The organism is Enterobacter cloacae complex sp. GF14B, assembly GCF_004136805.1.
Taxonomy (GTDB): Bacteria; Pseudomonadota; Gammaproteobacteria; order Enterobacterales; family Enterobacteriaceae; genus Enterobacter; species Enterobacter hormaechei_C.
In genome coordinates this window covers 1-22176 of sequence record NZ_QFRV01000028.1, presented here as the reverse complement: position 1 = coordinate 22176, position 22176 = coordinate 1, and the positions used below count along the sequence as shown (strand labels likewise).

The window sequence follows — 22176 nt, the reverse complement described above, 5'->3', positions numbered from 1 at the left end:
CACATGTTAAGCATTAAAGATTTACAGGTTAGCGTGGAAGAGAAAGAGATCCTGCGTGGCCTCAATTTTGACGTCAAACCGGGTGAAGTTCACGCCATCATGGGGCCAAACGGCTCCGGGAAAAGTACGCTTTCAGCGACGCTGGCAGGACGCGAAGATTATGAAGTTACCAGCGGCTCCGTTGAGTTTAACGGCAAAGATCTGCTGGAGATGTCGCCGGAAGAGCGTGCCGGCGAGGGCATCTTTATGGCCTTCCAGTATCCGGTGGAAATTCCGGGCGTCAGCAACCAGTTCTTTCTGCAAACCGCGCTGAACGCGGTGCGCAAGTATCGCGGCCTTGAGGCGCTGGATCGCTTTGACTTCCAGGATCTGATGGAAGAGAAGATCAAGCTGCTGAAAATGCCGGAAGATCTGCTGACCCGCTCGGTAAACGTGGGTTTCTCCGGCGGTGAGAAGAAACGTAACGATATTCTGCAAATGGCGGTTCTGGAGCCAGCGCTGTGCATTCTCGATGAGACCGATTCAGGGCTGGATATCGATGCCCTGAAGATCGTTGCCGACGGGGTGAACTCCCTGCGTGACGGCAACCGCTCATTTATCATCGTGACACATTACCAGCGAATTCTGGACTACATCAAACCGGACTATGTCCACGTGCTTTACCAGGGACGCATTGTGAAATCCGGTGACTTTACGCTGGTTAAACAACTGGAGGAGCAGGGTTATGGCTGGCTTACCGAACAGCAGTAATGCACTTCAGCAGTGGCACCGGCTGTTTGAAGCGCAGGCTGGAGCGCGCTCTGAACAGGCTCAGCACCATCTCCAGCAGATGCTGCGTCTCGGTTTACCGACGCGTAAACATGAGAACTGGAAATATACCCCGCTGGATGGCCTGCTGAACGGCGAGTTTGTCACCCGTCTGGCGCAGGTCAGCCCCGATCAGCGCGACATGCTGGCGCTGAGCGTGGATGCCGTGCGTCTGGTGTTTGTCGACGGTCTGTTCCGTGCGGAGCTGAGCGACAGCGTGCAGGAGAGCGGGTTCGATATCGTCATTAACGATGAACGTCAGTCGCTGAACGCGCCCGTTCAGCCTGAAGTCTTCCTGCACCTGACAGAGAGCCTGTCGCAATCTGTCACCCATATTCGCGTTAAGCGTAACCAGCGTCCGGCGAAACCGCTGCTGCTGATGCATATCACCCAGGGCGTTGCGGGTGATGAGATTAACACCGCCCACTATCGCCACCATCTTGAGCTGGCAGAAGGGGCGGAGGCGACGGTGATCGAGCATTACGTCAGCCTTAACGACACCCGTCATTTTACCGGTTCGCGTCTGACGATGAACGTGGCGGCCAATGCCCAGCTGCACCACATCAAGCTGGCGTTTGAGAATCCGCTCAGTCACCACTTCGCCCACAACGATATTCTGCTGGGCCAGGATGCCGCGGCGTACAGCCATAGCTTCCTGCTTGGCGGCGCGGTGCTGCGCCACAATACCAGCACCCAGCTGAACGGTGAAAACACTACGTTGCGTATTAACAGCCTGGCGATGCCGGTGAAGTCAGAAGTGTGCGACACGCGCACCTGGCTTGAGCATAACAAAGGCTACTGCAACAGCCGTCAGCTGCACAAAACCATCGTCAGCGACAAAGGACGTGCGGTGTTCAACGGCCTGATCAACGTGGCGCAGCACGCCATCAAAACTGACGGGCAGATGACCAACAACAACCTCTTGCTGGGACGTCTGGCAGAGGTGGACACCAAACCACAGCTGGAAATCTATGCGGACGACGTGAAATGCAGTCACGGCGCGACGGTCGGGCGTATTGACGATGAGCAGATGTTCTACTTGCGCTCGCGCGGGATAGACCAGCAGGCCGCGCAAAAGATGATTATTTACGCCTTTGCGGCTGAGCTGACGGAAGCGCTGCCCGATGGCGGACTTAAACAGCAGGTGCTGGCCCGTATCGGTCAGCGACTGCCTGGAGGCGAAGCATGACATTTCCCGTAGAGAAAGTCCGGGCAGATTTTCCGGTACTGACCCGTGAAGTGAACGGTCTGCCGCTGGCCTATCTCGACAGTGCGGCCAGCGCGCAAAAACCAAATCAGGTGGTGGATGCGGAAGCCGAGTTTTACCGCCACGGTTATGCGGCGGTACATCGCGGGATCCACACCCTGAGCGCCGAGGCGACCCAGCGCATGGAAAACGTGCGCACGCAGGTTGCGGCCTTCCTCAACGCGCGTTCGCCGGAAGAGCTGGTGTTTGTGCGTGGCACCACCGAAGGGATCAACCTGGTGGCTAACAGCTGGGGTAATGCGCAGGTGCACGCGGGGGATAACATCATCATCACCCAGATGGAGCACCACGCCAACATCGTGCCCTGGCAGATGCTCTGCGAGCGTGTGGGGGCGCAACTGCGGGTGATCCCCCTGAATGAAGACGGCACGCTCCAGCTGGAAAAGCTGGACGCTCTGCTGGACGACAGAACGCGGCTTGTGGCGGTGACCCACGTTTCAAACGTGCTGGGCACGGAAAATCCGGTGGCGCTGATCGTCGACAAAGCCCATCAGGCCGGTGCGAAAGTGTTGATTGATGGTGCCCAGGCGGTGATGCACCATGCGGTTGACGTTCAGGCCCTGGACTGCGATTTCTACGTCTTCTCCGGGCACAAGCTGTATGGCCCGACGGGCATCGGCGTGTTGTATGTGAAAGAGGACATTCTCCAGGCCATGCCGCCGTGGGAAGGGGGCGGGTCCATGATCGCCACCGTCAGCCTGACGGACGGCACAACATACGCCCGTGCGCCCTGGCGCTTCGAGGCGGGTACGCCCAACACGGGCGGGATCATCGGGCTGGGCGCGGCCATTAGCTACGTCTCTGAAACGGGGCTGGCGGCGATTCAGGAGTACGAACAGTTGCTGATGCATTACGCCTTGCAGGAGCTGGTCAGCGTCCCGGACCTGACCTTATATGGTCCTGCTGACCGTCTGGGTGTGATAGCCTTCAACCTCGGCAAGCATCACGCCTATGATGTGGGCAGTTTCCTTGATAATTACGGCGTCGCCGTACGTACCGGGCATCACTGCGCGATGCCGCTGATGGCGTATTATCAGGTACCGGCTATGTGCCGCGCATCGCTGGTGATGTACAACACAACGGAAGAGGTCGACAGACTGGTGGCGGGACTAAAACGTATTCACCAGCTGCTTGGCTAACGGAGAGGCGAGAGATGGCAGATTTGCCGGACAGAGATAAATTGCTGCGCAACTTTGGGCGTTGCGCGAACTGGGAAGAGAAATACCTTTATATCATCGAACTGGGTCAGCGCCTGCCGCCGCTCAGCGAAGAGGCGCATAACCCGGACAACATCATTCAGGGCTGCCAGAGCCAGGTCTGGATCCAGATGCAGCAGACGGATGATGGCGTAATCGATTTACAGGGTGACAGCGATGCCGCCATTGTGAAGGGGCTTATTGCCGTCGTATTTATTCTTTATCACCAGATGTCGGCGCAGGATATTGTCGCCTTTGACGTTCGCCCGTGGTTTGAAAAAATGGCCTTAACCCAACACCTCACCCCGTCCCGATCCCAGGGACTGGAAGCGATGATCCGCGCCATACGCGCCAAAGCCGCAATCCTTAGCTAAACTGACAGAACAGCATTCATTCTGTTTCGCGGGGTGGTTTCCACCTCGCTGGTTTTTCAGCTTTCTGACGTTTGGTCAGTGAATAAGGAATCTCAGCATGAAGCGCGCGTCTCTAATAACTCTATTACTCCTTGGTTCGCTCAGTGCTGTTAATTCAGCCAGGGCGGTTGATTATCCTTTACCGCCCGCAGGCAGCCGCCTGATTGGGCAAAACCAGACATACACCATTCAGGAAGGGGACAATAAACTTCAGTCTATCGCTCGTCGGTTTAATACCGCCGCACAGCTCATCCTTGAAACCAATAATACCATTGCACCGGTGAATCCTGCGCCAGGAACGGTCATTACGATCCCTTCCCAGATGCTACTGCCGGACACCGAGCGTGAGGGCATTGTGGTGAATCTGGCGGAGCTGCGTCTTTACTTCTATCCGCCTGGCGAAAATATCGTGCAGGTCTATCCGCTGGGTATTGGTCAGCTTGGGCTGGAAACACCGGTCAGCACCACCCGTGTGAGTCAGAAAATCCCTAACCCTACCTGGACCCCCACAGCGGGCATCAGAGCGCGCTCACTGGCCCAGGGAATTAAACTGCCGCCTGTGGTACCCGCAGGGCCAAATAACCCGCTGGGGCGCTTTGCGCTTCGTCTGGGTATCGGGAATGGGGAATATCTTATTCATGGCACCAGCGCGCCGGACAGCGTAGGGCTGCGGGTCAGCTCGGGCTGTATGCGGATGAACGCGCCGGATATCAAAGCGTTGTTTGAGCAAGTGCGCGTCGGCACGCGGGTGCAGATTATCAATGAGCCGGTGAAGTTCTCCGTCGAGCCGGACGGCAAACGTTATATCGAAGTGCACAGGCCGCTGGCGCAGGCAGAGGGCGAAAACCCACAGACGGTGCCGTTCACGCACTCGGCGGCGTTTACCGCTTTTGCAGCGGAGTCAGGTAGCGATAAAACGCTTATCGATAAAGCCCTGGCGCGCAGAGCCGGGATCCCGGTTGCCGTTTCAACAGGCAATGGTTCGTCAGCCAGCAATTCTGTCCTGTCGGTTCAGAATAGTCGTGTCTCAGCGGCGGTGGCGGAAGACGAGGGAGAGAAAGCGCTTCAGTAGAGGTTTGACTAAGGCAAAAAAAATGGCGCACAATGTGCGCCATTTTATTAACAGGTACTATTACTTACGGTATTTAGTAGCCTGGTTGTCCAGACGCTGGTTAGCGCGAGCTGCGTCGTCTTTAGCAGCCTGAACGTCGGAACGCATTGCGTTCACGTCGTTGCTCAGCTGGTCAACTTTAGCGTTCAGAGTCTGAACGTCAGAAGACAGCTGATCGATTTTAGCGTTGCTGGAGCAACCTGCCAGCAGAGTAGAACCCAGGATTACCGCGCCCAGTACCAGTTTAGTACGATTCATTATTAATACCCTCTAGATTGAGTTAATCTCCATGTAGCGTTACAAGTATTACACAAAGTTTTTTGGGTTGAGAATATTTTTTTGATGGGATTACGCCTATTTTTGATCGTTCGCTCAAAGAAGCAACGAAATCGGCAATTTTGACGAAAAAGCTATGTTAAAAAAGGCATTTTTCATCGGATTCATCTTAGATAAATCGCGATTAAATAGAAAAACCCGATTTGCTTTTTGAATAGTTCTGGTTAAAGGCGGGAATAAAAAAAGCGCCCCGAAGGACGCTTTTTAACAAAACAATAATTTGTTCGTGAAATATTACAGCACGTGGACAGATGCCGTGTTGGTGGTGCCGCTTGGAACCAGCGCGCCAGAAACCATAACCACCACGTCGCCTTTCTGAGCCAGGCCACAATCAACCAGTTCCAGAGCCACTTCTTTACCCAGACGATAGAAATCATCGGTAGAGGCAATCTCTTTCACCAGGTGTGGGATCACGCCTTTGCTCAGCACCAGCTGACGCGCGGTGGTTTCGTTGGTGGTCAGCGCCAGAATGGTCGCATCCGGGAAGTATTTACGCACGGCACGCGCAGATTTACCGCCCTGGGTCGCCACGACAATCAGCGGGGCTTCCAGTTTCTCGGCGGTTTCTACCGCACCACGGCACACGGCTTCGGTGATGCGCAGTTTACGGCTGTCGTTGTTGTAATCCAGACGGCTTTTCATCACGCGGTCGGTACGCTCACAGATGGTCGCCATGATGCTGACCGCTTCCAGAGGGTATTTCCCTTTTGCAGATTCGCCAGACAGCATAACGGCATCGGTACCGTCGAGGATGGCGTTCGCAACGTCGCCTGCTTCAGCGCGGGTAGGGCGTGGGTTTTTGATCATGGAGTCCAGCATCTGCGTTGCGGTGATAACCACTTTACGCGCGCGAACACATTTCTCGATCATCATCTTCTGCGCGAAGATCACTTCTTCAACCGGGATTTCAACGCCCAGGTCGCCACGCGCTACCATGATACCGTCAGACGCTTCGAGGATTTCGTCGAAGTTGTTCAGGCCTTCCTGGTTTTCGATCTTGGAGATGATCTGGATGTTCTCGCCGCCGTGCGCTTTCAGGTGCTCACGGATCTCAACCACGTCAGAACGTTTACGGATAAAGGAGGCAGCAACGAAGTCCACGCCTTGTTCGCAGCCGAAGATCAGGTCTTGTTTGTCTTTTTCAGCCAGCGCTGGCAGAGCAATGGACACACCCGGCAGGTTGACGCCTTTGTTTTCGCCCAGATCGCCGTTGTTCAGCACTTTACAGATAACTTTGTTACCTTCGATAGCGGTCACTTCCATGCCGATCAGGCCGTCATCTACCAGCACGGTGTTGCCAACAGACAGGTCGCTGGTGAAGCCTTCGTAGGTCACGGCAACGATTTCGTTATTACCCACAACGGATTTGTCGGTGGTGAAGGTGAAGGTCTGGCCCGCTTTCAGGGAAACGTCGTTACCGCCTTCCAGTTTGATGGTGCGGATTTCAGGACCTTTGGTGTCGAGCAGGATTGCCGCTTTTTTCCCGGTCTTGCTCATCACGTTGCGCAAGTTCTGGATACGCTGGCCGTGTTCAGCATAGTCGCCGTGGGAGAAGTTCAGACGCATCACGTTCATGCCGGCATCCAGCATTTTGCTCAGCATCTCTTCGGATTCGGTTTTCGGGCCGATAGTACAAACAATTTTCGTCTTTTTCATGACAGTCTTAGTCTTTAAGTTGGGAAGGATATGGAAATCTCGCTCCGGGGGCGCACCGCCGCGGAGTCAAACCTGTGTTGCGAAAGAGTATATGACACGCACTAAGAATAGGTGACATCAAATGAGCGTGCAGAAGAAAGTGTGCCTGAGTGCCAGCCCAACGAAGGAGAGGAGAAGTTGTACGTTGTTTTTTGTATTCCAAGCGCTGAAACCATTCACCAGGGATTTGGCGCGCATTATACGCTGATTTACAGTAAAAAGGAAAATGGAAACAGCGTTTCAAAAACAATCTGTGCAGATTCACATAAGTTTGTTATCAAGGCGTTAAGGCCTAATGTCATCTTATGACGGCAGGCGCAACGCCCGCCGTTTTTTGCTCACTTTTTCAGCGCTTGTTTAAGGTCGGCGATCAGATCCTTCGCATCTTCAATCCCCACCGACAGGCGGATAAGCTGCGGCACAATGCCGTTTGCAAGACGCTGCGCCAGTGGAATGGAGGCGTGGGTCATGCTGTAGGGCTGGCTCACCAGACTCTCCACACCGCCAAGGCTTTCCGCCAGGGTAAAGAGCGTAAGATGACGGATCACCTCTGTCGCGCGCTGCGCATCGCCTTTAATCACAACGGAGATCATGCCGCCCGGCAGCGCCATTTGTCTGCGGGCCAGCGCATACTGGGGATGTGACGCCAGCCCGGGATAGAACACGCTGTCTACCTGCGGATGCTGCTCCAGCCATTGCGCAATCGCCAGCGCATTGGCGCTGTGCTTCTCAACGCGCAGTGAGAGGGTGCGAATGCCCCGCAGCGTCAGGAAGCTGCTGAACGGATCCAGAACGCCGCCAATCGCGTTTTGCAGATAGCCCAGACGCTCCGCCAGATCCTTATTCGCCCCCACAACAGCCAGCCCGGCAACCACGTCTGAATGACCGTTGAGATATTTGGTGGCGGAGTGGACCACTATGTCGAACCCCGCCTCCAGCGGCCGGTGAATGACCGGGGAGGCGAAGGTATTATCCGCCACGCTGATCGCATTATGGCGCCGGGCAATGTCCGCGATGGCCTCCAGGTCGGCCAGTTTCAGCAGCGGGTTCGTTGGCGTTTCCACCCAGATCATGCGCGTGTCCGGGCGAATGGCGGCCTCAAGTCCGGCTACATCGTCCGGCTTAACCCAGCTCACCTGTAACCCGGTGCTGCGCTTGCGCACGTTTTCGATCAGGCGATACGTACCGCCATACACGTCGTCAATGGCGACGATATGGCTGTCTTGATCCAGCAGTTCGAGCACGGTGGAAATGGCCGCCAGCCCTGACGCGAAGGCGTACCCGCGCGTGCCGCCTTCCAGTTCGGCGATGGCGGTCTCCAGCGCATGGCGGGTTGGGTTGCCGCTCCGGGAGTATTCGTAGCCGGTATGTTCACCCGGTGCCGGTTGCGCAAACGTCGACGTGGCGTAAATTGGCGGCATCACGGCGCCGTGCGGGTCGTGATACTCACCACTGTGAACGCTGAGGGTGGCCAGGTTTTTCATCTTTTGCTCCTTTTATTTTTTCAGGCGGTTACGCCAGGCGGTGAGTACGTCACTGCGTGTGATCAAACCCAGAAAGCGGTTTTCGTCATAAATAATCGCCACCAGGCCACGGTCAAAGATGGCGTACAGGGCGCTCTCCGGGGCCTGCCTATCCAGATATTCGACCTGACGCGTCATGGCCGCCGTCACGGGGAGGGAGAAGCGATCGGCATCTCCCCCGATGTGTCGCAGCAGGTCCCACTCGTCGATGATGCCGACGACCTTGTTGTTATCGAGCACCGGCAGCTGAGAGATGTCGTACAGGCGCATGCGGGCCAGCACGGTGGAAAGCGTGTCGTCCGGGGCGGCAGTCACCGTCGCGCCTTCATCGTGGCGCAGGGCAATATAGTCCGAGAGATCGCCTGCCTGCGGACGCGAAATCAGCCCCTGCTGGCGCATCCAGTCGTCGTTGAACATCTTCGAGAGGTATTTATTGCCGCTGTCGCAGGCGAAGGTGACCACACGTTTTGGCGTAGTCTGCGCCTGGCAATATTTCAGCGCTGTCGCCAGCAGCGTGCCGGTGGAGGAGCCTGCCAGGATCCCTTCCGTTTTTAGCAGATCGCGGGCGGTGGTGAACGCCTCGCGATCGGTAATGCGCCAGGCGCGGTTAACCCCCTCGATGTGCGCCAGCGGAGGAATAAAGTCTTCGCCAATCCCTTCAACCAGCCACGAGCCGGCATCGTGATAGCGTCCGGTCTCAACCTGGTCCGCCAGTACCGACCCGGCCGGATCGGCAAGCACAAATTCCGTCTGCGGCGAATGTTCTGCAAACCACGCCTGTAAGCCGCCCAGCGTACCGCCGGACCCCACGCCGACGACGATGGCATCGATCTGGCCGTCAAGCTGTTCAAACAGTTCCGGTGCGGTAGTGGTGCGATGCGCCAGCGGATTGGCCGCGTTACTGAACTGGTCGATATAAAACGCGCCTGGCAGTTCGTTCGCCAGCCGCCGGGCATAATCCTGATAATAGGCCGGATGCCCTTTGTTCACATCCGAGCGGGTCAGCACGACCTGCGCCCCTAACGCGCGCAGGTGGAAAATCTTCTCGCGGCTCATTTTGTCCGGCACCACCAGGATCAGCGAGTAGCCCTTCTGCGCCGCAATCAACGCCAGCCCCAGGCCGGTGTTCCCCGCCGTAGCTTCAATAATGGTGCCGCCGGGCCTTAGCTGGCCCGTACGCTCGGCTTCGTTAATCATCGACAGCGCGACGCGGTCTTTAATCGAGCCGCCGGGATTCTGGTTTTCCAGCTTCAGAAACAGCGAGCAGGTGCCGGTGTCCAGCTTGTGCAGCTGGATGAGCGGCGTACGGCCAATCAGTTCGGTGACGGAGTGGTAAAGCGTCATGGTCATGTCCTGTGAAGAGGTGATGACCGGATGATAGAACCATGAAATTTTCTCAATAAAGAACGTTTCACCAGGTTTAAGAACAGAAAGGAATAATCCTTGTGTTTTCAGATGGAAAGACAGCAAGACGTAAAGTTGTCCGGATGTGAGGATGGCTAAATCCGCATAAAGTGCTGCAAAATTAACCGATTTCGCCGGGTGAGTGTGACCTGATATGCAAATGGCAGATAATTATTGCTGATATTCATCTAAATGCTTTTTCACCCGCCAGTTCGCTGCTTATTCCGCAGAATTATAAGAAATTCTTTTTTGGTCATTTAAAAGCTGATAACGGCTGTTTACTATCTTTTGGACATCCATACTGCTAAACCGCTATATGCGTAACGGATAACGAATAAGAATGATCGTACTCAGCAATATTTCGAAGGTCTTTGACAACGGAAAGCTGGCGCTGACAGCCGTTGATAACGTCAACTTGACGATAGAGCAGGGACAGATTTACGGGATCATCGGTTACAGCGGGGCCGGGAAAAGTACGCTGATCCGTCTGCTGAACGGTCTGGAAAAGCCCAGCGCCGGCAGCGTCACCATTAACGGTCAGGATATCTCCGCCGCGAAGGGAGAAGCGCTGCGTCAGGCACGCCTGAAAATCAGCATGGTGTTCCAGCACTTTAATCTGCTCTGGTCGCGCACGGTGAAGGAAAACATCGCCTTTTCAATGCAAATTGCCGGTGTGCCAAAAGCGCAAATTCAGGCTCGCGTTGCCGAGCTGGTGGAGCTGGTCGGCCTGAAGGGACGCGAGAATGCTTACCCGTCGCAGCTGAGCGGCGGGCAAAAACAGCGTGTGGGCATTGCCCGCGCGCTGGCCAATCATCCGGACGTACTGCTGTGTGATGAAGCCACCTCGGCGCTGGATCCACAAACCACCGATCAGATCCTCGATCTGCTCCTGGACATTAACCGTCGCTTTAACCTGACCATCGTACTCATTACGCATGAGATGCACGTGGTGCGCAAAATCTGCGACCGCGTGGCGGTTATGGAGAACGGTAAGGTGGTGGAAGAGGGGGACGTACTGAGCGTGTTTACGCATCCGCAGCAGCCGATCACCCGGCAGTTTGTCCGCCAGGTGAGCCAGTACGCGGAGGAAGAGACCTTCAATACCGAACTGGCAAACGATCTGGAAGGCACGGTAATCAGGCTGACCTTCACCGGGCACAGCACGCACAGGCCGATCGTCGGTGAACTAACCCTGCGCTACGGCCTGCCGTTTAACATTCTGCACGGCAAAATGACGCAAACCGCCCACGGTGTTTTCGGCCAGCTCTGGGTGCACGTGGTGGCATCGGATGAACAACTGAACAATATCCTCGCCGACCTGAAGCAAAGCGATATTGAAGGCGAGGTAATCAAGCATGGCTGAACAACTCTTTCCGCACCTGAAGTGGGATCAACTTTGGGCTGCAACCCAGGAGACGCTCTACATGACTGCGCTTTCCGGCGTGGCGACGTTTGTTTTGGGGATCGCGCTCGGTCTGGCGCTGTTTCTAACCGCCCGCGGCGGGTTATTCCACAACCGCACGGTCTACAGCGTGATGTCGATTGTGGTGAACGTGTTCCGCTCGATTCCGTTCATTATTCTCATTGTTCTGCTGATCCCGTTCACCAAGACCGTTGTGGGGACCATTCTTGGCGCTAACGCCGCGCTGCCCGCCCTGATTGTGGGCGCGGCGCCGTTCTACGCCCGTCTGGTCGAGATTGCCCTGCGAGAAGTGGACAAAGGGGTCATTGAGGCCACGCGTTCGATGGGCGCGCGGCTGAGCACGTTAGTGTTTCGGGTTTTATTGCCGGAATCCTCACCCGCACTGGTTTCAGGTATGACGGTGACGCTGATTGCGCTGGTGAGCTACAGCGCAATGGCAGGGGTGATAGGTGCCGGCGGTTTGGGAAATCTGGCTTATCTGGAAGGTTTCCAGCGCAACCATGGTGACGTCACGCTGGTGGCAACGGTGACCATTCTGATCATCGTGTTCATTATCCAGTTCTGCGGCGATGCCATTACTTCACTGTTAGATAAACGCTAATAAATACACACAGGAACCACATCATGAAAAAGACACTGACACTGATCGCCGCCGCAACCCTGAGCGCCCTGAGCTTTGCCTCCTGGGCGGACACGCTCACCGTGGGGGCGTCCAATACCCCCCACGCGGAAATTCTGGAGCAGGCTAAGCCGATTCTGGCGAAGCAGGGGATCGATCTGGAGATTAAACCCTTCCAGGACTACATACTGCCAAACACTGCGCTGGCGGGGCATGACATTGACGCCAACTATTTCCAGCATATCCCTTACCTGAACAGCGTGCTGAAAGATCACGCGGGCGATAAGGATTATGATTTTGTCAGTGCGGGCGCAATCCACATTGAGCCGATCGGTATCTATTCAAAAAAATACAAATCGCTGAAGGATCTGCCGGAAGGCGGCAAAATCATCATGCGTGATGCGGTTTCCGAGGAAGGGCGTATTCTCTCTATCTTCGAAAAAGAGGGCGTGATCAAGCTGAAGCCGGGCATCGATAAAGTGACCGCGCGCATCAGCGATATCGTGGAGAACCCGAAAAAGCTGCAATTTACCCCTAACGTCGAAGCGTCTCTGCTGCCGCAGATGTACAACAACGACGAAGGTGCTGCGGTGGTGATCAACGCCAACTACGCGATTGATGCTGGCCTGGATCCGGTCCACGATCCAATTGCGGTTGAAAGCGGTGAGAATAACCCGTACGCCAACATCATTACCGTTCATCGCGGTGACGAGAAGAAGAAGGATATCGTCGCGCTGGTGAACGTGCTGCACTCCAAAGAGATTCAGGACTGGATCCGCACCAAATACAAAGGCGCAGTCATCCCGGTTAACAACTAATCGACTGATTTTCCAGACGAAGCCCGGCGAACAACACGCCGGGCTTCTTTTTTGTATCCAGCCGACGAATGATTTAAGCTGACGGTTTAGGGCAACGGAGTGATGGCAATGGGCAATGTGACCAAAGACGAAGCGCTGTACCAGGAGATGTGTCGGGTGGTAGGCAAGGTCGTTCTCGAAATGCGTGATTTAGGGCAGGAGCCGAAACATATTGTCATTGCGGGCGTACTGCGTACCGCGCTGGCGAACCAGCGCGTTAAGCGCAGTGAGTTGACCACCAAAGCGATGGAAACGGTGGTTAAAGCGCTGGCCGGCTAACGCGCCAGCGCTTCGCGAGCAGCTCAAGCGAGCTGCAGAGCAGGTAATAGATCACACCCGTAAAGATAAAAATGGCCGCCGGGTAAATTTGCACCCGGTTGTTGACCTGTCCCGCCACCGTGGTCAGTTCAGGAACGTTCACGATAAACGCCAACGACGTATCCTTCAGCAGGCTGATAAAAATCCCCACCAGCGACGGCAGAATATTTCTCAGCGCCTGCGGCAGCAGCACGCGCCACAGCGTTTGCTGCGTACTGAACCCTTGAGAAAGCGCGGCCTCATTCTGGCCCGACGGTAGAGCTCTCAGTCCGGCTAATACCGAATGCATCACCGCAGCCGCGGTAAACCAGGCCAGCGCCAGCGTGACGGTCGTCGCGCCAGGGAGATCCCTGCCGGTTATCAGCGGCAGCAGATACCACATCCAGAATATTACGAAGATCAGGGGGATCCCGCGAATCAACTCTGCCCACGCAAACAGCGCACTGCGCACCACGCCGGGATAGCGCCAGGCGACGCATGCCAGCACAATCCCGCCGGGCAGGGCAAGCGCGGCGGCGCCAGCGGCCATCAGCAGTGAGAGCAGTACGCCGCCGGGTTCTCCCGCAATCGCACGTCCCCAAAGCAGATAATCCAGGTTTTCGACAATAACGTTAAATCCGGGGATCATGATTTTTCCTCCCTGAATGGGGGCCGAGGCGCCCCAGCATGCTCCCCGTCACCATCCCGGTAAGTAAGTAGAGCACCGTACCGACGGTAAAGGCTTCCAGGGCATGGGCGTTGTAACTTTCTATCTGGCGAACCTGGTAGGTCAGTTCGGCGAAGCCAATTCCGCTCGCGAGCGAGGAGAGCTTCATCAGGTTAAGGTACTGGCCAACGACGGGTTGCCAGGCGTTAGCGAGCCCCTGTGGCAGAAGAATGTAGCGAAACAGACGCCATGAGGAAAATCCCTGGGCGAGCGCCGCCTCCCGTTGCCCGGCAGGTACGGAACGGAGCCCCGATTCGACTTCTTCAATTAAAAACGCCGAGGTAAATACGCCTAACCCCCAGGCGGAGCATAAAAATTCGGGCGTAAACCACCAGACGTCACCGGGCAAAATGGACCAGCTGTGGTCTGCATTCACCGCGTCACGCAGCTCCTGCGGCAACCCGTTCCAGGCGGCGAAATACCAGAACAGCAGCTGCACCAGCAGCGGCGTATTGCGAAACAGCGATACCCAGCCGCTGACGAACGAGGTCCCGAGACGTCCCCCGGAAAGCCGTAAAAGCATAAAGAACAAGGCGAGCAGGCTTGCCAGCATAATCCCCGCCAGCGTCACCCACAGAGTGGTGAGAAATCCGGAGAGGATCCAGTGCAGGGGCTGTTCGGCCAGCACCCCCTGCCAGTCCAGAGCGGGCATTACAGTTGCTCCTGACGCAGCGGATCCAGCACTTTTTGCAGGAACCGCCTCGCACGCGGATGCGACGGTTGGTTGAAAAATTGCGCCGGGGACGCGGTTTCCAGAATGTGTCCACCGTCGATAAAGACGATTCGATCGGCAATTTCCCGGGCGAACTGCATCTCATGGGTGACGACAATCATGGTGATCCCGCTGTGGGCAAGGGCTTTCATCACCAACAGCACTTCGCCAATCATCTCCGGGTCGAGTGCCGACGTTGGCTCGTCAAAGAGAATGATTTGCGGCGACGAGGCCAGAGCGCGGGCAATCGCCACGCGCTGCTGTTGTCCGCCGGAAAGTTCAGCAGGGTAGCGGTGCGCCTTCTCCAGCATGCCGACCTTCTCCAGCAGCGCCAGCGCGCGCTCCTGGGCGGGCAGGGGTTTCCAGCCGTGAACGTGCTCCAGTGCCAGGGTGATGTTCTGGCTGGCGGTAAGGTGGGCATAGAGATTGAACTGCTGGAATACAAACCCGACGCGGCTGCGTAACTGACGTAGCCTGCTGCCGGAAAGCTGTCCGGTCGGCTTGTGGTCGACCAGAATCTCCCCGCCGCTCAGGCTCTCAAGCTGGTTGATAAGCCGAATCAGGGTCGATTTTCCGGAACCCGAAGGGCCGAGAATGGCAACCACTTCACCCGGCATGATGGTGAGATTAATGTCGGTTAAAACCGGATGGTCGCCGTAGCGTTTGTCCACATGGCGAAACTCAACGCTGGCCTGTTCCAGACGTGAAAAATCCGCGGCATTGGCCGCGGAGTGCGAAAATAAACCTGAGAGCATATTACCGGGCTTCTATTTTAAAGTTACGAGGCTGTGGAGCAGGGCTGCCTGGACCGAACCAGACGTCATAGATTTTTGCCGCCTGGCCGTTTTTCTCCAGGTTAACCAGCTCATCGTTAACGGCTTTCAGCAGCGCCGTTTCACCCTTTTTCACCCCCACGCCAATCTCTTCTTTACTGAGCAGGTCGGGCAGGATTTTGAAGTCGGCTTTATCCGGCGCCTGCGCCAGCAGACCAGCCAGAATGGTGCTGTCCTGGGTAATGGCCTGCACGTTACCATTGCGCAGTGCCGTCAGCGCCAGCGGGATGTCATCGTAAGAGAGGACGCGGGACTGCGGAAAACGCTGGTGCAGCGCCTGTTCACCCGTCGTACCTTTTACGGCGCCAATGCGTGCCCGGCTATAGTCATCAAGCTTGTCCGGTGATTTTACCGGGACCAGGAACTGCTGGCCGGTGACGAAGTAAGGCGTCGAGAAATCAATGACCTGTGCGCGTTCCGGGGTGATGGTGATATCCGCCACGATGAGATCCGCTTTTCCGGACTGTAGCAGCGGAATGCGGTTAGCCGGATTGGTGGTGACCAGTTCAAGCTTGACGCCGAGCGATTTCGCCAGCGCTTTGGCGAAGTCCACATCGTAACCCACGATCTCATGCGTTTTGGCATCAATCGAGCCAAAGGGTGGATTAGCATCAAACGTGGCCACCTTCACCACGCCTGCTGCCTTGATATCCGTCAGCCGATCGGCCTGCGCCTGCGCTGAAACCAGGCCCCAGGCAGCCACTAATCCCAGAACCTGCGCCCGTTTTTTAAACCCTTTCATTTTTGCAGCCATAGTCATACGCCATCCCGTTGTTTTTGTTTTACCCCGTTACGCTCCCATAAGGGAAAGCTATCGCCAAATAAGAAATCGTTCTTTGCTATGAGAAAAAAAGCATGAGTGAACAAGGTGTTAAAGAAGAGAGCAGACGGCGGGGCGCTATTTGCAGATCCTGCACATCGACAGTGGATTTTGATATTTCCCCCGGGCGCAATTTGGGTGTTTAACTGAGGACAGGTTAAGCGAGAAGGGTAATGACGATGAAAAAATGGATAAGCACGTTACGGCGGTTTTTTGCGCCCCGACCAGTGAATGCGGAGAACAGCGCGCAACGTGTTCTTGAGTCAATACTGCCTGTCGCCAGCCTGTATGGCGTGGACGTAGCCAACATCGACCCGGAGTGGTTCCATGATAAAACGTCACGCTGAACTGCGCCGGACGCGCGAAATGTACTGGAATGAGCTGTGCGTGGTGCCTGTAAAGCGGGGATGAAGGGAAAAATACCCAGGCTAATCCTCGGTAAATGATGGCCGTTTTGTTACCACTATCTCCTTTCACAGATGGAGATAATAATGAAACGGACAGTATTAACCCCCGCGCTTTCTGCCACCGCACTTCTGCTTACCATGCAGGCGGCACACGCTGGACCACAGGCACATGTTGTATGCAGTTATTCCCACACCCTCGGCGATGATGCCATTATGATGTTCGGCATGCCCAACGAGGCTATGCTGCACGATTTTTTTGGTAACGTGCATACGGATGCTTACTCCAGCCGTGAATCGCTGCGTACCCAGGAAAAGACCACCTGCGATAACAAAGCAGACAGCTCGGCCTACTGGGCTCCGTCGCTAAAATTGCCGGACGGAACGGTGGTCAAACCCGCCTATCAAAAAACCTATTATCAAGCATCGAACGTTGACGCCTGGCCGCTGCACCCGTTCCCGGCGGGGCTGTCGCTGCTGGCGGGCGATCACCACGGCACCGCGCCAAATCTGCATATCACCTTTTTATGCGCCAATGGCAAGGGTTACACCACCAGAACGGGTGAAGTCTGCGGCTTACGCAAGGCGAAGGATGCCGTGCAGTTTAATATCGGCATTCAGTTCCCGAACTGCTGGGACGGGGTCAACCTGAAGCCCGCCCACGGCCTGGCTAACGCCACCTACGATACGAAAGGACAGTGTCCGTCCGCCTTCCCGGTGAAGATCCCGACGGTGAACATGAATATTGCGTACGTGCTCCCGACAATTAGCTCTCTGGATACCAGTAAAGTCCAGCTTTCCCTCGACCCCATCATGCATGGCAGTGAGCGTGAAGAGCGGTGGGGTAGCCTGTATACGGCACATGCTGACTTCATGAACGGCTGGACGGAAGATGCCGCGCGCTTTATGACCGACCTGTGCATGAACCGCGGAATGGATTGCGGCACCACCGTGCCGTATGGTTATTCAAAAGCGAAGGCCAACGTCTGGCTCAGCAGCATAGAACCCGCACTTTCACAGCCCGATCCCCAGGTCTTACTGGCGCAGGATAACTGGAAGAACGGTGGACGCACGAAAAACAGCGAAACATTGTCGCTGGTGAAGTTCCACATTCCACCGCTGCCTGCCGGACAGGATCCTGCCCAGTTTAAATACCGCGTAAGAATTTTTGGCGGGAAAGTGGAAACCAACGGCGCGGATCAAATTTTCTTCTATCCGGCGAGTAACGACTGGGATCCGGCCACCGTAAGCTGGCATTCACGGCCGTCCTGCAACTACCGCTCGGATGCGGTGCTTTACCTGAACCACTCCCGCGAATACCGGATGGTGGACGTGGATAAAGCGGTGCGTAAGGCGCTGGCAGAAGGGAAAACCGAAATTTCGTGGTATATCGGCGGCGATCGTCAGGGAAATCACTATCAGTTTGAGACGGGCTCATCTCCCCAAAGCCTGATCCTGATGCTGACCGGGTTTAGCAAAACGCCGGAGATCTGATATTGGGTAGCAAAAGGCATTCATAAAAAAGCACCGGGGAGCCCGGTGCTTTTTCTTCAGATCTTGCAGGCATCGCCGCAGTCGTCATCGGCGACAATCGCCTGGGCTTTTTTATCCGCATCGTCGAGACGTTCCGCGTTGCGCTCTTCTGCTTCATCCAGCCCGTTAAAGACTAAGTTATCGAGATCAATTTCCATGTGCCACCTGCGTTATTCAGTTTTTGATACTGGCACAGTATAAGTCAAAAAAAGCGGGCCAGGCACCCCTCAGCACATATGGATAATCCCTGCCATACTCAGTGCTTTATTGCTGAGGAAAGCCGATGATTACACTCTGTAAAACCTGCGGTACCGCTTACGATGAACAGCCCAAAAACTGCCCGATTTGCGACGATGAGCGCCAGTATGTCCCGGTGACGGGCCAGGCATGGACGGACTTCGACAGCCTCACGACCACGCACACCAACAAATGGCAACAGCTGGAGCCGCAGCTGTTCAGCATCAAAACCGTTCCCGCTTTTGCCATCAACCAGCGCGCGCTTCTGCTGCGTACGCCACAGGGCAATGTTCTGTGGGACTGCATCGCCAATCTTGACCCGGCGACCAGAGCGTTAGTTGACGCGCTCGGGGGCATCAGCGCGATCGCGATTTCGCACCCGCATTACTACACCACCATGCAGGAATGGGCCGCCGCGTTTAACGCGCCGATCTACCTGCACGCCAGCGATCGGCAGTGGGTGATGCGTGACAGCCCGGCGATACGCTTCTGGGAGGAGGACGCCCTGGAGATTATGCCTTTGGTGACTCTGCTGCGGCTGGGCGGGCATTTTGCAGGCGGCACGGTGCTGCACTGGCAGTCAGGCGACGGCGTGCTGCTGGCCGGTGATATTTTGCAGGTTACACCCGGGAAAGACGCCGTGTCGTTTATGTGGAGTTATCCGAATATGCTGCCGCTGCCTGCCCGCACCGTTGAGTCGGTGATCGGCCGACTGACCGGGAAAACGTACCAGCGCCTGTACGGGGCCTTTGAAGGGCAGAACATCCCGGTGAACGCAGATGAGATCGTGCAGCGGTCGGGCCAGAAATATATTGCTTGTCTCCGCTAAGACGCGGTGGTTAAATTTTACGAGTGTGATCGCGATCATACCTAAACTAAAACAGATAAAAGAGAAATGGCTATGCAACATATCATTGAAGGTTTTCTCAGCTTTCAAAAAGAGATTTTCCCGCAACGTAAAGAGCTTTTTCGTAGTTTAGCGTCCAGTCAGAATCCCAAAGCGCTGTTTATCTCCTGCTCCGACAGCCGTCTGGTTCCGGAACTGGTTACGCAACAGGAGCCAGGACAGCTCTTTGTCATTCGAAACGCGGGCAACATTGTGCCTCCGTTCGGGCCGGAGCCTGGCGGTGTCTCTGCGACCATCGAATATGCGGTAGTGGCCCTGGGCGTGACCGATATCGTTATTTGCGGCCACTCCAACTGCGGCGCGATGAAGGCGATTGCTGACAACGCCGATCTGGAGCCGATGCCGGCCGTTTCCCACTGGCTGCGCTATTCTGATGCGGCAAAAGCGGTGGTGGAGAAGAAAACCTGGGATAAGCCAATCGATAAAGTGAATGCGATGGTGCAGGAAAACGTCTTTGCGCAGCTGAGCAACATCAAGACCCATCCGTCGGTGGCGGTAGGCCTGCGCAACAATGCCATTCGCCTGCACGGCTGGGTATATGACATCGAAAGCGGCAAAATCCTTGCCCTGGACAAGAACACTAAATCGTTCGTGTCGTTGTCGGAAAACCCGGAAGTCTTCTTCGAGTAATCCGACACCGCAGGGCAGGGAAGCCCTGTTAAAACTCCATGTAAGGTAACTTCCTTCGCACGCCCGACGCAGGTTTTCCAGCTGCTTCCGCCATCGCTTTACCAATTTCAGCGCACTCAGACAAACCCTGAACAAACGGATGATCGTGCATCAGCCAGGGGATCGCCCCAAAAGCGATACGCCCCCGCAGTGATGCCGGCGCCAGCAACGTATAGTCTTCTCCCACGTCCGGAACGTCATCGCCGGTTCCCGCAAGCTGTTTACGCAGGGTGGGGAAGGGAATGTCCTTGTTTCTGAGCGGCTTTTGTCCGCGCGCGTCGATAAACACGTCGAAGCGGTAACTTTTTTTTGCCGTGGTGATGACGGTCTGATCGCTGCCGATATCCAGATCGTAATCATCACCGAGTGCGACCACGCTAATGATCCCTGCCTCGCGCAGCGCCAGTAACCGGCGGATAGACTGCGGTGGAATGGCGGCATAATTATCGATAAACACACGCTCCAGCCCCGATTTAAACCGCTCTCTGTCATGCTCATTGAGTGAAGGGACGATGGCCTGTACCACTTCATGCAGACGAAGCACGGTATAGCGCCAGGCAACGGTGCGTTTTTCGCGCTTGTTGCGCTCCACTTCTTTCAGATTCGCTTCGGCCCAGGTGAAAGGACCGTGCTTTTTACGATCCTCAAACCAGGCATCACGGAGCGTGTCGGCATTCAGCGTGCCGAGCGCTATCGCCTGACACCATCGCGGATCGGCCAGCTCAAGCTCTTTCACCATCAGCGCAAAGATGCGGTCAAGCAGCCCATCCGGGCCTTTGTCGATTTCGCTTGCCACCACACAATCCGTTAACACCGACAGTGGTTCATAAGGGATAGGGCAGTAAAAATCGGCCTCCGGCAGAACGCCCGTGCGGGACATCAGCATGATTTTTAGCCCTTCGCTGCCTTTATTGACAACGAACTGCTTCCCGCTAAACCGGCCATGCTGCATCACAACCGCCATTGCAGCGTCCAGCCCGCTGAGGGATGTACCCATGATCCCCACTTCACAGGCGCGGATCTCCGCGTCCATCAGCCCTGACCATGGGCTTGGGAAATATGCGCGGGTGGTTTCATCTTCATCAGGCCAGACGTGGCCGGTGGCAACAACCGCAAGATCAAACCGCCTTGAGAAAGGGGCATCGTTCACTGAAAGGGCCACGCCGTCTGCATCAGCCTTAATATCAGTGACTTCTGCGTTGGGGTGAACCTCGATATGAAACCCAGCCTTTTTCGCCTCGGCAGCGACAGCGAGAAACCGGTCGTGGAAATATTCACCCAGCAGAATACGGGGCAGAAATTGCCGGTCGTGCAGCTTCTCACTGTCGACGTTATAGCGGGCAAGGCGGGCCGCATTCTGCTGTTTGAGCCAGTCCAGGTAAGTGATGAAAATGGGCGGTATTTCAATACTGGCGATGTTCGCCAGCATCAGCCGGGAATTATCCTCGTCGCTGTAGGGCATTCCGACACCGGGTTGGTCTGCCTTTTCGAAAACGGTGATCGAAAGCGGCGCTGCGTTGTTAAGAAGTGTGTAAAAGGTGTAAATCCCTGTTGGGCCTGAGCCGATAATGGCGATTTTTTTCATCGAAAGCGTTCCTGCGTTTCTGAACCATACAACAAGCGTAGCAGGAGAAAGGCTAAGTCATTCAATGAAGGGAGAAATTAAGACGTTTAGAAGAGGGGATGTTGCGCCCCTTCCTGAATTTATGGGAAAGTCAATTCAATTGACCCTGCTGATTAGATATAATTCTGCCTGATTTTCTGAAAGGAATAACTGTTTGGTCCCAGGTTTATCGATTATCTGTATGTGATAGGGGTTAAAAAAAGAGATAGGATATTTAAATATATAGTGGGGCCAATATTATCCTTATTTTTTATAACTGTGAGTGATGGAATGGTCCGTGGCTGGACTATTCCATCACTTCGATAAAGTAACAAAATAATCTGGTAGCCAACCTTTGAGCAACTTTTTGTCAGGCTCACAAAAAGCGCGCAAGGGCATTTCGGCAGGCCGCTACGCGGCGTTCTTTTTTATTCTTGTTGGTGGAATATTCTTAAGAAAAGTCTAATTGTAGATCTTTGATCTGAAAAGTTGATTTCAAATGGACATTTGCTCTAATATGGCTTTGTAAAGAAACGTCACTCACTTAACATTTATTTCTTTTAAAGAAAGGGATTGCTATGGCCGATTCATTCCAGAATGAGGTGCCCAAGGCACGCATAAACTTAAAGCTGGCTCTGCATACAGGTGGCGCGCAGAAGAAAATCGAACTGCCGCTTAAACTCCTCACCGTCGGTGATTTCAGTAATGGAAAAGAGAATCGCCCATTATCGGAAAGGGAGAAAATCAACGTCAATAAAAATAACTTCAACAGCGTACTTTCGG

24 protein-coding genes are annotated in these 22176 nt (G+C 55.2%); 14 read left to right on the top strand and 10 right to left on the bottom strand.

What is annotated here, in order from left to right:
• The first annotated feature begins 3 nt into the window (after window positions 1-3).
• The 5 genes from sufC to DD606_RS11365 all read left to right on the top strand — a co-directional run bounded on the left by sufC (window position 4) and on the right by DD606_RS11365 (window position 4755).
• Entirely contained in the window at window positions 4-750 is a 747-nt protein-coding gene (gene sufC / locus DD606_RS11385; RefSeq protein WP_003857736.1) for a Fe-S cluster assembly ATPase SufC, read from the top strand.
• Window positions 725-1996: a Fe-S cluster assembly protein SufD gene (gene sufD / locus DD606_RS11380; RefSeq protein WP_022650922.1), complete on the top strand. Its 1272-nt coding sequence runs from the start codon at window positions 725-727 to the stop codon at window positions 1994-1996. Before sufC ends, sufD begins: the two co-directional genes overlap by 26 nt.
• Window positions 1993-3213: a cysteine desulfurase SufS gene (sufS, locus tag DD606_RS11375; RefSeq protein WP_063855503.1), complete on the top strand. Its 1221-nt coding sequence runs from the start codon at window positions 1993-1995 to the stop codon at window positions 3211-3213. The genes sufD and sufS overlap by 4 nt, the downstream gene beginning before the upstream one ends.
• Before the next feature lie 14 nt (window positions 3214-3227).
• The gene (gene sufE, locus DD606_RS11370) at window positions 3228-3644 is read left to right on the top strand and encodes a cysteine desulfuration protein SufE (protein WP_003857730.1); all 417 of its coding nucleotides are present in this window, start codon (window positions 3228-3230) and stop codon (window positions 3642-3644) included.
• Between the two features lie 97 nt (window positions 3645-3741).
• The gene (locus DD606_RS11365) at window positions 3742-4755 is read left to right on the top strand and encodes a L,D-transpeptidase family protein (RefSeq protein WP_022650923.1); all 1014 of its coding nucleotides are present in this window, start codon (window positions 3742-3744) and stop codon (window positions 4753-4755) included.
• A gap of 60 nt (window positions 4756-4815) precedes the next feature.
• On the opposite strand, the gene lpp is transcribed toward DD606_RS11365, so the two are convergent.
• The 4 genes from lpp to DD606_RS11345 all read right to left on the bottom strand — a co-directional run bounded on the left by lpp (window position 4816) and on the right by DD606_RS11345 (window position 9692).
• Window positions 4816-5052: a murein lipoprotein Lpp gene (lpp, locus tag DD606_RS11360; RefSeq protein ID WP_001082307.1), complete on the bottom strand. Its 237-nt coding sequence runs from the start codon at window positions 5050-5052 to the stop codon at window positions 4816-4818.
• A gap of 312 nt (window positions 5053-5364) precedes the next feature.
• Window positions 5365-6786, bottom strand: coding sequence for a pyruvate kinase PykF (pykF, locus tag DD606_RS11355; RefSeq protein WP_003857687.1), 1422 nt, complete (start codon window positions 6784-6786; stop codon window positions 5365-5367).
• Window positions 6787-7163: 377 nt separating this feature from the next.
• Window positions 7164-8309 carry a PLP-dependent aspartate aminotransferase family protein gene (locus tag DD606_RS11350; RefSeq protein ID WP_032609047.1) on the bottom strand — a complete coding sequence of 382 codons (1146 nt, stop codon included), beginning with the start codon at window positions 8307-8309 and terminating at the stop codon, window positions 7164-7166.
• Window positions 8310-8321: 12 nt separating this feature from the next.
• Window positions 8322-9692 (bottom strand): cystathionine beta-synthase, encoded by a 1371-nt coding sequence (locus tag DD606_RS11345; protein ID WP_129258649.1) that lies wholly within the window; start codon window positions 9690-9692, stop codon window positions 8322-8324.
• A 400-nt stretch (window positions 9693-10092) separates the two neighbouring features.
• Here DD606_RS11345 and DD606_RS11340 point away from each other — a divergent pair, with 400 nt between their 5' ends.
• The 4 genes from DD606_RS11340 (at window position 10093) to fumD (ending at window position 12930) form a co-directional block, all read left to right on the top strand.
• Complete coding sequence (locus DD606_RS11340; protein WP_022650926.1) at window positions 10093-11115, top strand: methionine ABC transporter ATP-binding protein; 1023 nt, start codon at window positions 10093-10095, stop codon at window positions 11113-11115.
• Window positions 11108-11776: a methionine ABC transporter permease gene (locus DD606_RS11335; protein ID WP_045332075.1), complete on the top strand. Its 669-nt coding sequence runs from the start codon at window positions 11108-11110 to the stop codon at window positions 11774-11776. Before DD606_RS11340 ends, DD606_RS11335 begins: the two co-directional genes overlap by 8 nt.
• A gap of 23 nt (window positions 11777-11799) precedes the next feature.
• Window positions 11800-12612, top strand: a complete 813-nt coding sequence (locus tag DD606_RS11330) for a MetQ/NlpA family ABC transporter substrate-binding protein (RefSeq protein WP_003857677.1) — start codon at window positions 11800-11802, stop codon at window positions 12610-12612.
• 108 nt (window positions 12613-12720) lie between these two features.
• Complete coding sequence (gene fumD, locus DD606_RS11325; protein WP_003857676.1) at window positions 12721-12930, top strand: fumarate hydratase FumD; 210 nt, start codon at window positions 12721-12723, stop codon at window positions 12928-12930.
• On the opposite strand, the gene DD606_RS11320 is transcribed toward fumD, so the two are convergent.
• The 4 genes from DD606_RS11320 to DD606_RS11305 are packed head-to-tail and all read right to left on the bottom strand — an operon-like array spanning window position 12911 to window position 15974.
• Window positions 12911-13597, bottom strand: a complete 687-nt coding sequence (locus DD606_RS11320; RefSeq protein WP_032609051.1) for an amino acid ABC transporter permease — start codon at window positions 13595-13597, stop codon at window positions 12911-12913. The genes fumD and DD606_RS11320 overlap by 20 nt on opposite strands.
• The gene (locus tag DD606_RS11315) at window positions 13581-14327 is read right to left on the bottom strand and encodes an amino acid ABC transporter permease (protein WP_045346414.1); all 747 of its coding nucleotides are present in this window, start codon (window positions 14325-14327) and stop codon (window positions 13581-13583) included. The genes DD606_RS11320 and DD606_RS11315 overlap by 17 nt, the downstream gene beginning before the upstream one ends.
• Window positions 14327-15142 carry an amino acid ABC transporter ATP-binding protein gene (locus tag DD606_RS11310; RefSeq protein ID WP_023324533.1) on the bottom strand — a complete coding sequence of 272 codons (816 nt, stop codon included), beginning with the start codon at window positions 15140-15142 and terminating at the stop codon, window positions 14327-14329. Before DD606_RS11310 ends, DD606_RS11315 begins: the two co-directional genes overlap by 1 nt.
• A gap of 1 nt (window position 15143) precedes the next feature.
• A complete protein-coding gene (locus DD606_RS11305; protein WP_129258647.1) occupies window positions 15144-15974 on the bottom strand; it encodes an ABC transporter substrate-binding protein in 831 nt (276 codons plus the stop codon).
• 245 nt (window positions 15975-16219) lie between these two features.
• Here DD606_RS11305 and DD606_RS25935 point away from each other — a divergent pair, with 245 nt between their 5' ends.
• Window positions 16220-16387, top strand: a complete 168-nt coding sequence (locus DD606_RS25935; RefSeq protein ID WP_032653328.1) for a hypothetical protein — start codon at window positions 16220-16222, stop codon at window positions 16385-16387.
• Window positions 16388-16531: 144 nt separating this feature from the next.
• On the top strand, window positions 16532-17938 hold the full coding sequence (locus DD606_RS11300) for a DUF1996 domain-containing protein (RefSeq protein WP_063855509.1): 1407 nt from the start codon (window positions 16532-16534) through the stop codon (window positions 17936-17938).
• Between the two features lie 56 nt (window positions 17939-17994).
• Here the strand turns inward: DD606_RS11300 and DD606_RS11295 are convergent, their stop codons facing one another.
• Entirely contained in the window at window positions 17995-18135 is a 141-nt protein-coding gene (locus DD606_RS11295) for a hypothetical protein (RefSeq protein ID WP_003857665.1), read from the bottom strand.
• Between the two features lie 125 nt (window positions 18136-18260).
• On the opposite strand from DD606_RS11295, the gene DD606_RS11290 reads away from it, so the two are divergent.
• Both DD606_RS11290 and DD606_RS11285 read left to right on the top strand, forming a co-directional pair.
• A complete protein-coding gene (locus tag DD606_RS11290) occupies window positions 18261-19043 on the top strand; it encodes an MBL fold metallo-hydrolase (protein WP_003857664.1) in 783 nt (260 codons plus the stop codon).
• A gap of 72 nt (window positions 19044-19115) precedes the next feature.
• Complete coding sequence (locus DD606_RS11285) at window positions 19116-19751, top strand: carbonic anhydrase (protein WP_003857662.1); 636 nt, start codon at window positions 19116-19118, stop codon at window positions 19749-19751.
• Between the two features lie 28 nt (window positions 19752-19779).
• On the opposite strand, the gene DD606_RS11280 is transcribed toward DD606_RS11285, so the two are convergent.
• Entirely contained in the window at window positions 19780-21375 is a 1596-nt protein-coding gene (locus DD606_RS11280; protein ID WP_129258645.1) for an FAD-NAD(P)-binding protein, read from the bottom strand.
• 596 nt (window positions 21376-21971) lie between these two features.
• Here DD606_RS11280 and DD606_RS11275 point away from each other — a divergent pair.
• A partial coding sequence (locus DD606_RS11275; RefSeq protein ID WP_139158309.1) for a type VI secretion system contractile sheath small subunit occupies window positions 21972-22176 on the top strand: 205 nt, incomplete at its 3' end.

What these genes read in the sequence shown, in the direction of transcription:
- sufC (WP_003857736.1), top strand. Translation starts at nt 4, where the DNA reads ATGTTAAGCATTAAAGATTTACAGGTTAGCGTGGAAGAGAAAGAGATC.
- sufD (WP_022650922.1), top strand. Translation starts at nt 725, where the DNA reads ATGGCTGGCTTACCGAACAGCAGTAATGCACTTCAGCAGTGGCACCGG.
- sufS (WP_063855503.1), top strand. Translation starts at nt 1,993, where the DNA reads ATGACATTTCCCGTAGAGAAAGTCCGGGCAGATTTTCCGGTACTGACC.
- sufE (WP_003857730.1), top strand. Translation starts at nt 3,228, where the DNA reads ATGGCAGATTTGCCGGACAGAGATAAATTGCTGCGCAACTTTGGGCGT.
- DD606_RS11365 (WP_022650923.1), top strand. Translation starts at nt 3,742, where the DNA reads ATGAAGCGCGCGTCTCTAATAACTCTATTACTCCTTGGTTCGCTCAGT.
- lpp (WP_001082307.1), bottom strand. Translation starts at nt 5,052, where the DNA reads ATGAATCGTACTAAACTGGTACTGGGCGCGGTAATCCTGGGTTCTACT.
- pykF (WP_003857687.1), bottom strand. Translation starts at nt 6,786, where the DNA reads ATGAAAAAGACGAAAATTGTTTGTACTATCGGCCCGAAAACCGAATCC.
- DD606_RS11350 (WP_032609047.1), bottom strand. Translation starts at nt 8,309, where the DNA reads ATGAAAAACCTGGCCACCCTCAGCGTTCACAGTGGTGAGTATCACGAC.
- DD606_RS11345 (WP_129258649.1), bottom strand. Translation starts at nt 9,692, where the DNA reads ATGACGCTTTACCACTCCGTCACCGAACTGATTGGCCGTACGCCGCTC.
- DD606_RS11340 (WP_022650926.1), top strand. Translation starts at nt 10,093, where the DNA reads ATGATCGTACTCAGCAATATTTCGAAGGTCTTTGACAACGGAAAGCTG.
- DD606_RS11335 (WP_045332075.1), top strand. Translation starts at nt 11,108, where the DNA reads ATGGCTGAACAACTCTTTCCGCACCTGAAGTGGGATCAACTTTGGGCT.
- DD606_RS11330 (WP_003857677.1), top strand. Translation starts at nt 11,800, where the DNA reads ATGAAAAAGACACTGACACTGATCGCCGCCGCAACCCTGAGCGCCCTG.
- fumD (WP_003857676.1), top strand. Translation starts at nt 12,721, where the DNA reads ATGGGCAATGTGACCAAAGACGAAGCGCTGTACCAGGAGATGTGTCGG.
- DD606_RS11320 (WP_032609051.1), bottom strand. Translation starts at nt 13,597, where the DNA reads ATGATCCCCGGATTTAACGTTATTGTCGAAAACCTGGATTATCTGCTT.
- DD606_RS11315 (WP_045346414.1), bottom strand. Translation starts at nt 14,327, where the DNA reads ATGCCCGCTCTGGACTGGCAGGGGGTGCTGGCCGAACAGCCCCTGCAC.
- DD606_RS11310 (WP_023324533.1), bottom strand. Translation starts at nt 15,142, where the DNA reads ATGCTCTCAGGTTTATTTTCGCACTCCGCGGCCAATGCCGCGGATTTT.
- DD606_RS11305 (WP_129258647.1), bottom strand. Translation starts at nt 15,974, where the DNA reads ATGGCTGCAAAAATGAAAGGGTTTAAAAAACGGGCGCAGGTTCTGGGA.
- DD606_RS25935 (WP_032653328.1), top strand. Translation starts at nt 16,220, where the DNA reads ATGAAAAAATGGATAAGCACGTTACGGCGGTTTTTTGCGCCCCGACCA.
- DD606_RS11300 (WP_063855509.1), top strand. Translation starts at nt 16,532, where the DNA reads ATGAAACGGACAGTATTAACCCCCGCGCTTTCTGCCACCGCACTTCTG.
- DD606_RS11295 (WP_003857665.1), bottom strand. Translation starts at nt 18,135, where the DNA reads ATGGAAATTGATCTCGATAACTTAGTCTTTAACGGGCTGGATGAAGCA.
- DD606_RS11290 (WP_003857664.1), top strand. Translation starts at nt 18,261, where the DNA reads ATGATTACACTCTGTAAAACCTGCGGTACCGCTTACGATGAACAGCCC.
- DD606_RS11285 (WP_003857662.1), top strand. Translation starts at nt 19,116, where the DNA reads ATGCAACATATCATTGAAGGTTTTCTCAGCTTTCAAAAAGAGATTTTC.
- DD606_RS11280 (WP_129258645.1), bottom strand. Translation starts at nt 21,375, where the DNA reads ATGAAAAAAATCGCCATTATCGGCTCAGGCCCAACAGGGATTTACACC.